Source organism: Pseudolysinimonas sp. (assembly GCF_049651805.1).
Lineage (GTDB): Bacteria > Actinomycetota > Actinomycetes > Actinomycetales > Microbacteriaceae > Pseudolysinimonas_A.
The window spans coordinates 94,873-107,125 of the sequence record NZ_JBASCU010000048.1 but is presented as its reverse complement, the minus strand read 5'-3'; the positions used below and the strand labels follow the sequence as shown (position 1 = coordinate 107,125).

Genomic DNA, 12,253 nt, shown 5'->3' with positions numbered 1-12,253 from the left:
TGGGACACTTCAGGCATGGATGCGACGCTCACCCTGATCATCGGCCTCGCGGTCGGACTCGCCCTCGGCGCAGTCGTCGGCGTGCTCGTCGGTCGTGCCCGCCGCACCGAGGCTGTCGCGGGCGCCGACCCCGCGCTGCTCGCGGCGCAGCACGAGTCGCGGCTCGCCGCCGTGCGGGCCGAACTGGGCAGCGAACTCGCGGCCGCCCAGGCGACTCTCGCCGGCCTGCGCGAACAGCTCGGCAGCGCCCAAGAGCAGTACCGCGACCTGATGGAGCGCACCCGCCGAGAGACCGAGCAGCGCGCCGAGGCCGAGCGGGCTGAGAGCAAGGTGCTGCAGGCCCTCGCCCCCGTCAAGGAGTCGCTGTCGTCGATGCAGCAGAAGGTCACCGAGCTCGAGCAGCAGCGCAGCGTGCAGCACGGCGAGCTCGCCCAGCAGCTCAAGAGCGCCGTCGAATCCGAGGAGCGCCTGCGCACGACGGCCGAGTCGCTCGCGTCGGCGCTGAAGAACAACGCCACCCGCGGTGTCTGGGGCGAGACCCAGCTCCGTGCCGTCGTGGAGTCGGCCGGAATGATGGAGCACGTCAACTTCGACGTGCAGTCGAGCATCAAGATCGACAGCCGCACCTCCCGGCCCGACATGGTCGTCACCCTTCCCGGCGGCAAGAGCATCGCGGTCGACGCGAAGGTGCCTTTCAACGCGTACCTCGACGCCGCCGCGATCCTGCCGACCGCGAACGACGCCGAACTCGCGCGCCGCGAGCAGCTCATGAAGCAGCACGTCAAGGCGGTACGCGACCACATCGTCGCCCTCGGCTCGCGGTCGTACTGGGACGGGCTCGATTCAAGCCCCGAGATGGTGATCGCGTTCATCCCGAGCGAGTCGCTGCTCTCGGCTGCCCTCGAAGCCGACCCGTCGGTCATGGAGTTCGCGTTCAGCAAGCACGTCGCCCTCGCCTCGCCCGTGACCCTCTTCTCGGTGCTGAAGGCCGTCGCCGTGAGCTGGCGGCACGAGGTCGTGACGCAGGAGGCGAAGAGTCTGTTCGACGTCAGCCGCGAGCTGTACGGCCGGCTCACCAAGCTGGCGGGGCACGTCGACAAGCTCGGCCGCACGATCGAACGCAGCGTCAAGGACTACAACGCGTTCGTCGGCTCGTTCGAACGCCAAGTGCTGCCGTCGGCCCGCCGCATCAGCCAGCTCGACAGCTCGAAGCTGCTGCCGCCGCTGGTCGAGATCGACGAGCTGCCGCGCGAGCTGACGGCATCCGATCTCACTGCGGTACTCGACGAGCGTGTCGTCGACGAACTGGCTGCGCTGGATGAGACGGGCATCGCTCGGCCTGAACTCGACCTCGGACTCGCCGCCGACGGCGTCACCCCGATCAAGAAGCCGAAGACGGCCTAGGGGCGGGTGCCTTCCCAGGCATCCCGCACATGCCGCCACCATTACCCCGTCCGCTGCGACTCGGTATGATGGTTTCATCATGTCACTCACCCACAGCGAGCGGCCCCTCTACGAAGTGAAGGCCGGCCTGTTCAAAGGGCTCGCGCATCCGCTGCGCATCCGGCTGCTCGAGCTGCTCGCCGACGGCGCCGAGCACAGCGTCGCCGAGCTGCAGCGCGACACCGGTCTCGAGCCGTCGCACCTCTCTCAACACCTCGCCGTGCTCCGCCGCCACCGGCTCGTCGCCTCCGACCGTCGCGCCAGCAACGTCTTCTATCGCATCACCGGACCCGACGTCGCTGAACTCCTGACCGTGGCCCGGCGCCTACTGACCGTCGTGCTCACCTCCGACGCCGACCACCTCGAACGCATTGCCGCCCTCCCCGACATCGCCACGCCATGAACCGGTTCCTCGCCGCCGCACGCCGGCTGCTGCCGAGCCCGCGCGACTACGCGGGCTTGCGTCGGTCGTGGCGGCGCGACCTCCTTGCCGGTCTCACGGTCGGCATCGTCGCTCTGCCGCTCGCGCTCGGATTCGGCATCTCGTCGGGCGCGGGTGCCGAAGCCGGGCTGATCACGGCGATCGTCGCCGGGGTCGTCGCGGCCGTCTTCGGCGGGTCGAACGTGCAGGTTTCGGGCCCGACGGGCGCGATGGTGGTGGTGCTCGCGCCGATCGTCGCGTCGCACGGACTCGGCGCCGTGGCCCTGGTCAGCATGATGGCGGGCGTCATCGTTCTCGTCGCCGGCGTGCTGCGCCTCGGCCGCGCGGTGTCGTTCATCCCCTGGCCGGTGATTGAAGGGTTCACGCTCGGCATCGCGGTGATCATCTTCCTGCAGCAGGTGCCGGCGCTCACCGGCTCGGGCGCGACCGGGGTCGCACACGGCAACGTGGTCGTGACAGCGCTCTCGGCGCTGACCTCCGCAGACCCGGGCTACCTGCTCTGGTCGTTGGCCGCCGTCGCGATCGTCGCGGCGTGCATGCTGCTGCTCCCCCGCCTGCATCCGGCAATCCCGGGCTCGCTCGTCGGCGTCGGCGTCGTCACCGCGCTGGCCCTGGTCGTATCCGACCCACTGGCCGTCATCGGAACGCTGCCCCACAGCCTTGCTGCCCCCACGCTTCCCGACTTCGACGCGGCGACCCTGAGCAGCCTGCTCCTCCCCGCGCTCACCGTCGCCGCCCTCGCCGCCATCGAGTCGCTGCTCTCGGCCCGCGTCGCCGCCGGACTGGCCGACACCGGCCCCTACGACCCCGACCGTGAACTCGTCGGGCAGGGCCTCGCCTCCGTCGCGGCGGGACTGTTCGGAGGGATGCCAGCGACGGGTGCCATCGCCCGCACCGCCGTCAATGTTCGGTCGGGAGCGGCGACCCGGCTCGCGGCGATCACGCATTCCGCGGTGCTGCTGCTCGTCGTGCTCGTGGTCGCCGGACCAGTCGGCACCATCCCGCTTGCCGCACTCTCGGGGGTGCTCATGGTCACAGCGATCCGGATGGTGCACGCAGCCACGGTGCGTTCGATCCTGCGCTCGACCCGGGCGGATGCCTTCGCCTTCGTGCTGACCGCCATCGTCACCGTCTCGGTCGACCTGATCGTCGCCGTCGTGATCGGGATGCTCGCCGCCGGCGTGTTCGCGCTGCGCAGCCTCGCCCGCGCCACCGGGGTGCAGCGTGAGCCGATCGTCGGCGACCCGCACCCGGGCGACGAACGCATCGCGATCATCCGGCTCGACGGACCGCTGTTCTTCGCCGCCTCCGACCGGGTGCTCGACGCCGTCACGGCGCTCGACGGGGTATCGGTGGTGGTTCTGCGGATGTCGCAGCTCGAACTCGTCGATGCCACGGGAGCGCACATCCTGAGCGAGATCGTGCACCGGCTCGAAGGGCGCGGGGTCACGGTGCTCATCAAGGGCGTGCGGGAAGGGCACACCGAGTTGTTCCGCGCGGTCGGCGTGCTCGCGGCGCTGCGCGACCACCGGCACCTGTTCGACGACCTCCCGGCCGCGATCGCCCACGCTCGCAGCCACGTCGCACGGGAGGCGGCCGCGACCGACTGAGGATTCGGCTGCGAAAACTCCTCGTGTCCAGGCACCCCGCCTGGCTAGGCTCTGGCGTGACAACGCCGTCGGCTTCCGCCTTCGGCGACCCCGATGACGGTGAGGATCAACGATGATCGACCGCCCCTGGCTCGCGCATTACCCGACGGGCGTCTCGCCCGAACTCGAGGCTGTGCCGTACCGCAACCTTCCCGAGCTGTTGCACCGGGCATCCACGGCGCACGCCGACGCGATCGCGTTCACCCAGTGCATGCCCAACGGCATGAACGGGTCGCTGCGCTATCGCGATGTCGACGCTCACGCGGACGCGTTTGCCGCGTACCTGCGCGAGGTCGTCGGCCTCAAGGCGGGCGACCGCGTCGCCGTGCAGATGCCCAACTGCCTGAGCTATCCGATCGTCGCATTCGGGGTGCTCAAGGCCGGCTGCGTGCTGGTGAACACCAACCCGATGTACACCCCGTCGGAGATGATCCACCAGTTCTCCGACTCCGGCGCCAAGGTACTCGTCGTCATCGACATGTTCGCCGACCGGGTGCCCGAGGTGCTCGCCGCGACGTCGATCACCACGGTCGTCACCGTCAAGATTTCGGAGTTCTTCCCGCCGGTCGTCGCCGGCGTCATCCGCCTCGTGCAGAAGGTCTGGAACCGGTCGCTGCCGAAGATCGCGTTCGAACACACGAAGTTCCGGGCAGCGCTGACGCAGGGCCGTGAACGTCGCACCGACGCCGGTTCCGACGCCTACCTCGAGGGAATCGGACCCGACTCGTTGGCCGCGCTCCAGTACACGGGCGGCACCACCGGGGTGTCGAAGGGAGCGATGCTCTCGCACGGCAACCTCGTCTCGAACACGATGCAGATGCTGGCGATGTGCGACGCGTTCATCCGCGAGGGCAAAGAGGTCGTGCTCACGGCTCTGCCGCTGTACCACATCTTCGCCTTCACGGTGAATCTGCTCGGCTTCTACGACCGGGGTGCGCGCAACATCCTGATCCCCTCGCCGCGTCCACCGAGCAACCTCAAACGCGCGTTCGAGAACTACAAGATCACCTGGCTCACCGGGGTCAACACGCTCTTCAACGCCCTGCTCAACGAGCGCTGGTTCAGCGAGACACCGCCCCGCCACCTCGTGGCGTCGGCGGCCGGCGGCATGGCGCTCCACCAGTCGGTGGCCGAGAAGTGGCGCACCGTCACCGGCACCCCGATCGTCGAAGGCTACGGGCTGACGGAGTCGTCGCCGGTGCTGAGCTTCAACCCGCTCGGCGGCACCGTCAAAGACGGCACCTTCGGCATCCCGGTGCCGTCTACCGACCTGCGGTGCGTCGGCGACGATGACAAGCCGGTCGCCGTCGGCGAACCGGGCGAGATCATCGCCCGCGGCCCGCAGATCATGCAGGGCTATTGGCAGCGCGACGCCGACTCGAAGGACACGCTGAAGGGCGGCTGGCTGCACACCGGCGACATCGGCGTCATGGATGCCGACGGCTACTTCACGATCGTCGACCGCAAGAAAGACATGGTGCTGGTCAGCGGCTTCAACGTCTACCCGAACGAGGTCGAGGAGCAGATCGCCGCAGTGCCCGGCGTGACCGAGGTCGGCGTCATCGGGGTGCCCGACGACAAGACGGGCGAGGCGGTGCGCGCCTACGTCGTCGCCGGATCCCCCGCCACGACGGAGGCCGACATCCTCGCGTACTGCCGCGAACACCTCGCCGCGTACAAGGTGCCCCGCAGCGTCGTCTTCGTCGACGAACTGCCCAAGAGCCCCATCGGCAAGATCCTGCGGCGCGAGCTACGCACCCTCACCGAATCAGCCACCACCTCGCGGAAGGACGCATCATGACCCTCGCACCCCTGATGCTCCCGCTTCTGGAGGGGCCGCCCGCCGACCACGAGGTCGTGACGGCGTTCGAGCAGAACCTGCTCGTCGGCCTCGTCTTCGTGATCATGTTCGGCCTCGGGGCGGGGCTGACCCCGCGCGACTTCCGCTCGGCGCTCCGCCGCCCGTGGGGGCTGTTGATCGCCTTCATCACCCAGTTCGGCATCATGCCGCTTCTGGCCTACGTGCTGGTCGTGACTCTCATCCTGCAGTTGCCGCAGGAGTATGCGCTGCCCGTCGCGGTCGGCGCCCTGCTCATGGGATGCGTGCCGGCCGGAACGACGTCGAACATCTTCACGTACTTCTCGAAGGGCAACCTCGCCCTCAGCGTGATCATGACGACGAACTCGACACTGTGGGCCATCTTGATGACGCCCCTGCTGCTCGTCGCCTACGGCAGCCAGGTGCTCCCCGCTGACTCAGACCTCCAGATCCCGATTCTGAACATCGTGGTGACCCTTGCGATCCTGCTCGTGCCGGTGATCTTCGGCATGCTGATCCGGCGCTACAGCGCGAACATCGGCGCGATCCTCGAGCTCATGGGCGGCCTGATGGGCGTGTTCTTCATCGTCTTCCTCATGGCAACGTGGGTTCCGCGCAACTGGATCCTGTTGGTGGCGACGCCGTGGCAGGTGTTCGCGGTGGCGATCGCGCTGGGCCTGGTCGGAATCGTGGTCGCCTACTTCATCGCGCGGGCGCTCCGGATCCATCCCGCGAACGCCCGCACGATCGGGCTCGAGACCGGCATCCAGAACGGGCCTCTGGCGATCGCGATCCTCGCGCTCAGCTTCCAGGGCAGCCCGCAGCTCGGGTTGCTGCTGCTGGTGCCGGCGCTCTACTCGCTGTTCATCGTCATCATCTCGACGTTCGTGACCTTCGTGTTCCGGCGCGCGAATCTCGCCGCCGAGCAGAAGATCCCAAACCTCCTGTGACGGCGGTCGTGGTGCGCAGAGTCACCTGACTCAGAGTCACCCGACTCAGAGTCTCGCAAACCGTGCGCGCGCCACACCGTAGACGCCGTAGGCGATGAAGCCCACCCCGATCGCCACGAGCGCGACCTGACCATACGGAAGAGCGGCAAGACGCGCGAGCGCCTTGTCGAGCCCGCCCGCGTGCGATGCGTCGGCGGTAACGGCGGCCGCGATGAACAGGATGCCGACCACCCCGATCGCAATGCCCCGCGCGACGTAGCCGACCACCCCGAGCAAGGTTGTCGCGGTTTCCACCGCGCCCGCGGGAAGGTTCAGGTCGTCGAGGAAGGTGCGCCTGAGCCCCTTGGCGATCAGGTAGCCGCCGACGGCGAGCGCCGCGAGTCCGACCACGACCACCAGCACCACGCCCCCGGGGGTTCCGAGTGGCCCCGCCGTGAAATCTTCCTCCGACTCGCCGCCCCCGCCGCCGCCGATCGCGACCCCGCAAGCCAAGGCGGCGATGACGAGATAGGCGACACCTTTGGCGATCAGGCTCGCCCTCGCAAGTCGCCGACGGCGCGGGTTAGTCCCGTTCTCCCGGATGGCGGACGCGAGATACCAGAGGCCGAGCGCGAGCATTCCCACGACGATGATCCAGATCAACACCAGTCCGCCCGGACCACGCGCAAGGCTGGTGAGCGCACCGTTCGGATCGGCCTCGCCGCCCGAAGCCACACCGACGATCCCCAACGCGAGTGCGCCGATCGTGGCGTTGAGCAGCCCGTTGACGGCGTACCCGAGCCGAGCCGCGATCTGCGCCGCCTGGGGCCGCTGCGCGTGGGCCGCAGCCGATCGTGCGTTCGCGCTCATGTCCACACAGTGGCAGCGCACAGCCGGGGCCGGGAGCCCCTTGCCTTACGACCGATTCGATGCGTGAATCGTCAGTCTTCGCCGAGCCACTTTTGCACGAGGTGGTCGGCGGTGACGCGCCGGATGGTGCCGGAGCGGGCCCGCAGCACGATGCTCTCGGTGCGGATGATCGGACCCTTACGCTCGACGCCGCGCACGAGCGCCCCGTCGGTGACCCCGGTCGCGACGAAAAACGTGTTGTCGCCCTTCACCAGGTCGTCGGCTTCGTAGACCTCACCGAAGCGCAACCCGGCGGCCGCCCCCTTCTCGCGTTCGGCATCCGTCTGCGGGGCGAGCACCGTTTGGATGAAGCCACCCAATGCCTTGATCGCGCACGCCGTCGCGACGCCCTCGGGGCTGCCGCCGATGCCGACGCACATGTCGAGGCGGCTGTCGTAGCGCGCCGCGTTGATTCCGCCGGCGACGTCGCCGTCGAGCAGCAGCCGGGTGCCCGCGCCGGCCGCCCGGATGTCGTCGATCAGTTGCTCGTGCCGGGGCCGGTCGAGCACGCCGATGAGCATCTCGTCGAGCGCCTTGCCCTTCGCCTTCGCCAGAGCCCGGATGTTCTCGCCGATCGGATTCCGGATGTCGACGACCCCGATGCCGGTCGCGTCGGTGACGAGCTTGTCCATGTAGAACACGCTCGAGGCGTCGAGCATCGAACCCCGGTCGGCGGCGGCGATCATCGAGATCGCGTGGCTGCGCCCGGCGGCCGTCAACGAGGTGCCGTCGATCGGGTCGACCGCGATGTCGCACGCCGGGCCGTTGCCGTTGCCGACGACCTCGCCGTTGAACAGCATCGGCGCCTCGTCTTTCTCGCCCTCACCGATGACGACCGTGCCCGCGAAATCGACGGTGCCGAGGAACTTGCGCATCGCATCCACGGCTGCACCGTCGGCGCCGTTCTTGTCGCCGCGCCCGATGTACGGGAACGCCCGGATGGCGGCGGCCTCGGTCGCCCGCACCAGCTCCATCGCGAGGTTGCGGTCAGGCTGGGTGAACAGGATGCCGGGGTCGTCGTCCGCCATAGGGGTGTCCTCAAACTCGAATCGGAGGGGTGGGTGGCCCCCGGTGGCGGAAGAGGGCGTGGAGCCAGCCTATCGAGCGTCGGTAGGCTCGACGCATGCCTATCGCAACCCCGGATCAGTACGCCCAGATGCTCGACACCGCCAAGAAGACGGGGTTCGCGTTTCCGGCGATCAACGTCTCGTCGTCGCAGACGATCAACGCGGTGCTGCAGGGTCTGACCGACGCCGGGTCCGACGGCATCATCCAGGTCACCACCGGCGGCGCCGACTATTTCGCCGGCCAGACCGTCAAGGCCCGCGCGGCGGGCGCGCTCGCGTTCGCCGCGTTCGCCACCGAGGTGGCCAAGAACTACCCCATCACGGTGGCGCTGCACACCGACCACTGCCCGAAGGACGCCCTCGGCGGCTTCGTCGAGCCGCTCATCGCGGCGTCCGAGGCCCAGGTGAAGGCCCGTGGCAACCCGATCTTCCAGTCGCACATGTGGGACGGCTCGGCGGTGCCGCTGGCCGAGAACCTTGAGATCGCGAAAGACCTGTTGCCGCGCATGAAGGCGATCAACGCGATTCTCGAGGTGGAGATCGGCGTCGTCGGCGGCGAAGAAGATGGCGTGCAGCATGAGGGCAGCAACGAGGCCCTCTACACGACGCTCGGCGACGTGACCGCGGCCGTCGAAGCCCTCGGTCTCGGCGAACAGGGCCGGTACATCGCGGCGCTCACCTTCGGCAACGTGCACGGCGTCTACAAGCCGGGCAATGTGAAGCTGCGTCCGGAGCTGCTCGGTGAGATCCAGGCCGGTATCGCGGCGAAGTACGGCACCGCCGCGAAGCCGCTCGACCTCGTCTTCCACGGCGGATCCGGCTCGACGGATGCCGAGATCGCCGAGGCCGTCGCGAACGGCGTCATCAAGATGAACATCGACACCGACACCCAGTACGCCTTCACTCGTTCCATCGCCGACACCATGTTCAAGAACTACGACGGGGTGCTCAAGGTCGACGGCGAGGTGGGCAACAAGAAGATCTACGACCCGCGCGCCTGGGGCAAGCTCGCCGAGACCGCGATGGCCGCTCGTGTGACGAGCGCGACGCACCAGCTCGGCAGCGCCGGCAAGTCGATCAGCTCGAAGTAGGTCTCGACACGCCCGCTACGCGGGCTACTCGACCACCGAGTTGGGTGGCAGGTTGAAGGTCAACCGCAGGAACTTGTCGTCTTTCCACTCCAGATCGTCGACACTGCCGCGCAGCGCGAGGTAGTAGGGCGCGAGCTGCATCACCCGGCGACCTTCGGGGAGTTCGAAGTCGAGACTCACGCCGACCGCCGTCGAGCCGTCGGGATGCGCACGCAGTTCGATGAGCAGGGACCCGGCGTCCGTGCCGGGCGTGTCGAGGATCGCGCGGAGGAAAGCGCGCAGCGCGGTGCGCTGGGAGGCCCGCATCCGGTTCGCCTGCCGGTCGGGGTCGACGACGACGAGTCGGTCCTGCGCGACCGAGTCGAGCCAGCTCAGGTTGGATTGAGTGACGAGGTCGTCGCGCAGCCGGCGTGCGAGGTTGCCGGCCAGTGTGCGGTCGGCCGCCGTGATCCTTCCCGAGCGGGCGAGTCCTTCGATGAAGGGTGCCGCCCGTGAGATCAGCCGCGCCAGCCGGTCGCGCTCGAGCCGCTCGTTCTTGGCCCCTCGCGGCGCGTCGAGCGAGAGCATCGTCTGGCTGCGCCGCTCGATGAGCGGGAGCGTGCGAGCCACGACCGCGATGGAGAATGCCGCCGTTGCCACGATGCCGCTGATGATGGGCGATGCGATGATGACGCCGGTCGCCGCCGGCCCCCAGGCGGTGGCCTGCGGCTGGATGACGACTTCCGCGATCGTTACGGCGATGACGGTCGCCGCCCCGCCGAGCAGAGTGATCGCCCGCGCCGGAAGGTAGGGTCCGAGCGAGGCGAGAACCAGGGCGAGCCCGAACGGCGCCCACCAGAGCTCGATCGAGAGCGCGCTCTCGGCGTAGCCGAACGCCGACAGCGCGAATCCCGTGATCCCGATCGCCACGGCGAAGCCGGCCGCGGCCCAGCCGAGGCGCCGGCGCATCGGCCGGGTGAGCACGTGCACCACGACGCACGCGATCGAACAGAGGCCGACCCCGACGACCTGCAGGAGAGGTTCGCGCGATGCTCCCCAGGTGAGAGCGGCGAATGTGCCGCCGTACAGCAGGTTGAGCGCGGCGAAGACCAGCGGCACGAGCGGCCCGGTGAACCAGCTCAGTGGATCCGCGTCCTGCGCCGAGAGCCGCAGCCACCGGCGGTCGACCCTCGGGGCCCTCACGGGAGGCGCCGATCGATCGGGGCGGAGATGATCACCGAGGTGCCTTCGCCCGGTGCCGACCAGACTCGGGCCTCACCGCCGACGGTCGTCATCCGCTCGATCACCGAGGTGCGAATACCCAACCGGTCGCCCGCCACCGCCTTCGGGTCGAAACCCTGGCCGCGGTCGGTGACCATGACGGTCACGTTGTCGGCATCCGCGATCACTTCGACCTCTGCCGTCGTGACCCCGGAGTGCCGGATCACATTCTCGAGGGCGGCGCGTAGCGCGCCGAGCAGCGCTGTCGCAACCTCGGGGGCGAGCACGTGGTGGGCGAGAGGCGACCCGGTCAGGTGGAGGCTCAGCCCCCGCCACTGGAACTCGCTCGCGAGTCGAGCGAGTTCGTTGCGCAGCCCGGCGTCTTCGGCCGGGAGGTCGACGGCGGCCGACGCGCTGATCCAGTCGGCACCGCGCAACGTCTCGAGATCGGCGAGCAGCCGATCTCGAGTGCGCCGGTCGATACGGTCGGGGGCGTTCATGACCACGGCGAGGTCGTTGAGCAGGGTGTCGTGCACGACCGCTGTCGTGCGCCGGGCCAGGTCTTCGCCGTGCGCGAGCGCCTGGGTCTCGGCCTCGAGTTCGTCGAAGTTCGGAACCCGGCTGCGAATTCGCGCCTGGATCGCGGCGAGTGTCAGGTACGCGACGGCCGTCAGCGCGAGCACCATGAGCGGTCCGAACCCGGGCCGGAAGGTCAACCCTGCGATGGCGAACGCCCCGACACCCGCGATGACGGCCACGACGAAACCGAGCAGCGACCACGCGATCCCCACGAGCGCGCGCGTCGCGGGGATGCCGACCAGCACCAGCGCGAGCGCCGGCCGGTTGACCAGGTACGGCGAGTGCTCGACGATTCCGGGATCGCCGCTCAGCAGCACGGCCCCGTACCCCAGGGTCGCCAGGCCGGCGCCGGCGAGATACGCCATCACGACCCAGCGGCGCGGCCGCAACACGACAGCCAGGATCCCCCCGAGTACGACGCCCAGCAGAATCAGAGTGAGCGGGATGTCGGCGCTCCGTCCCCGGAGGACGAGCGTCTCGACGAGAACCGGGGCCGTCAACAGGATCGTGGCGGCGGCGACCGCCCAGCCCGCAGCCGACACGGAGCCTGTGATGACAGCGGCGGCCGTCTCCCGGGGCAGGATTCGGACGCGCACCGATCAGAAACCCGACGTCGCGACGGCGCCCGGCGTCTGCAAGACGATCACGACGAGCACCGCGACCCAGGCGAGCACCGAGAACGCGCCCGCCACCAGCGGGACCCAGAACGCGAGCCGGCCGCGTCTCAGCCGAAGGACCGCGATCGCACTGGATGCCAGCAACAGCCCGAGGCACACCACGAAGAGCACGACGCCGCCGATCCGAGCGGCATCGCCGAAGTCGATCGCGTCGGCGAAGGTGCCCTGCGTCGCGACCTCGAGGAAGTACTCGAAATCGAGCAGGGGCCCGGCGTACTGGATGAGGTTGAGCACCCCGAAAGCGATGAGTGCGATGGTGAGCGGTCGGTCCATCCGCCGCAACGTCGAGCCGCGCGGAGCGCCACTCGCTCCTGAGGTTCGCGCCACCGGGGCGGGAGTCGGCGCGGGAGCCGCGGGCGGGTCGGCGACCGTGCCCCGAAGTGCTGCGACCTCCTCGGGGGTCGCGTACTCCCCGTACTGCGGCGCCGGGCGCGGGTCCGACATCCGG

At 69.2% G+C, this 12,253-nt stretch carries 11 protein-coding genes; 6 read left to right on the top strand and 5 right to left on the bottom strand.

All coding sequences use genetic code 11. The features are described 5' to 3' along the window. The first annotated feature begins 15 nt into the window (after positions 1-15). The 5 genes from WBL06_RS12205 to WBL06_RS12185 all read left to right on the top strand — a co-directional run bounded on the left by WBL06_RS12205 (position 16) and on the right by WBL06_RS12185 (position 6,303). Positions 16-1,404: a DNA recombination protein RmuC gene (locus tag WBL06_RS12205; RefSeq protein ID WP_424456439.1), complete on the top strand. Its 1,389-nt coding sequence runs from the start codon at positions 16-18 to the stop codon at positions 1,402-1,404. A gap of 79 nt (positions 1,405-1,483) precedes the next feature. Further along, positions 1,484-1,846 carry an ArsR/SmtB family transcription factor gene (locus WBL06_RS12200; RefSeq protein WP_424456438.1) on the top strand — a complete coding sequence of 121 codons (363 nt, stop codon included), beginning with the start codon at positions 1,484-1,486 and terminating at the stop codon, positions 1,844-1,846. After that, positions 1,843-3,495, top strand: coding sequence for a SulP family inorganic anion transporter (locus WBL06_RS12195; RefSeq protein WP_424456436.1), 1,653 nt, complete (start codon positions 1,843-1,845; stop codon positions 3,493-3,495). Before WBL06_RS12200 ends, WBL06_RS12195 begins: the two co-directional genes overlap by 4 nt. A gap of 112 nt (positions 3,496-3,607) precedes the next feature. Then, positions 3,608-5,335: an AMP-binding protein gene (locus tag WBL06_RS12190; protein WP_424456434.1), complete on the top strand. Its 1,728-nt coding sequence runs from the start codon at positions 3,608-3,610 to the stop codon at positions 5,333-5,335. After that, a complete protein-coding gene (locus WBL06_RS12185; protein ID WP_424456432.1) occupies positions 5,332-6,303 on the top strand; it encodes a bile acid:sodium symporter in 972 nt (323 codons plus the stop codon). Before WBL06_RS12190 ends, WBL06_RS12185 begins: the two co-directional genes overlap by 4 nt. 45 nt (positions 6,304-6,348) lie before the next feature. Here WBL06_RS12185 and WBL06_RS12180 read toward each other — a convergent pair whose 3' ends face one another. Both WBL06_RS12180 and glpX read right to left on the bottom strand, forming a co-directional pair. Continuing rightward, positions 6,349-7,152, bottom strand: a complete 804-nt coding sequence (locus WBL06_RS12180; protein ID WP_424456431.1) for a DUF1206 domain-containing protein — start codon at positions 7,150-7,152, stop codon at positions 6,349-6,351. Between the two features lie 71 nt (positions 7,153-7,223). Continuing rightward, positions 7,224-8,219, bottom strand: coding sequence for a class II fructose-bisphosphatase (gene glpX / locus WBL06_RS12175; protein WP_424456429.1), 996 nt, complete (start codon positions 8,217-8,219; stop codon positions 7,224-7,226). A gap of 95 nt (positions 8,220-8,314) precedes the next feature. Between glpX and fbaA the strand changes: the two genes are divergently transcribed. Then, entirely contained in the window at positions 8,315-9,349 is a 1,035-nt protein-coding gene (gene fbaA / locus WBL06_RS12170; RefSeq protein ID WP_424456427.1) for a class II fructose-bisphosphate aldolase, read from the top strand. Between the two features lie 24 nt (positions 9,350-9,373). Here fbaA and WBL06_RS12165 read toward each other — a convergent pair whose 3' ends face one another. The 3 genes from WBL06_RS12165 to WBL06_RS12155 are packed head-to-tail and all read right to left on the bottom strand — an operon-like array spanning position 9,374 to position 12,249. Beyond that, positions 9,374-10,531, bottom strand: a complete 1,158-nt coding sequence (locus WBL06_RS12165) for a hypothetical protein (RefSeq protein WP_424456425.1) — start codon at positions 10,529-10,531, stop codon at positions 9,374-9,376. Continuing rightward, positions 10,528-11,724, bottom strand: coding sequence for a sensor histidine kinase (locus tag WBL06_RS12160; protein WP_424456423.1), 1,197 nt, complete (start codon positions 11,722-11,724; stop codon positions 10,528-10,530). The genes WBL06_RS12165 and WBL06_RS12160 overlap by 4 nt, the downstream gene beginning before the upstream one ends. 3 nt (positions 11,725-11,727) lie before the next feature. Next, positions 11,728-12,249 (bottom strand): DUF6264 family protein, encoded by a 522-nt coding sequence (locus WBL06_RS12155; RefSeq protein WP_424456421.1) that lies wholly within the window; start codon positions 12,247-12,249, stop codon positions 11,728-11,730. Positions 12,250-12,253 lie beyond the last annotated feature (4 nt).

Coding starts and splice junctions, on each gene's coding strand:
- WBL06_RS12205 (WP_424456439.1), top strand. CDS start 16: ATGGATGCGACGCTCACCCTGATCATCGGCCTCGCGGTCGGACTCGCC.
- WBL06_RS12200 (WP_424456438.1), top strand. CDS start 1,484: ATGTCACTCACCCACAGCGAGCGGCCCCTCTACGAAGTGAAGGCCGGC.
- WBL06_RS12195 (WP_424456436.1), top strand. CDS start 1,843: ATGAACCGGTTCCTCGCCGCCGCACGCCGGCTGCTGCCGAGCCCGCGC.
- WBL06_RS12190 (WP_424456434.1), top strand. CDS start 3,608: ATGATCGACCGCCCCTGGCTCGCGCATTACCCGACGGGCGTCTCGCCC.
- WBL06_RS12185 (WP_424456432.1), top strand. CDS start 5,332: ATGACCCTCGCACCCCTGATGCTCCCGCTTCTGGAGGGGCCGCCCGCC.
- WBL06_RS12180 (WP_424456431.1), bottom strand. CDS start 7,152: ATGAGCGCGAACGCACGATCGGCTGCGGCCCACGCGCAGCGGCCCCAG.
- glpX (WP_424456429.1), bottom strand. CDS start 8,219: ATGGCGGACGACGACCCCGGCATCCTGTTCACCCAGCCTGACCGCAAC.
- fbaA (WP_424456427.1), top strand. CDS start 8,315: ATGCCTATCGCAACCCCGGATCAGTACGCCCAGATGCTCGACACCGCC.
- WBL06_RS12155 (WP_424456421.1), bottom strand. CDS start 12,249: ATGTCGGACCCGCGCCCGGCGCCGCAGTACGGGGAGTACGCGACCCCC.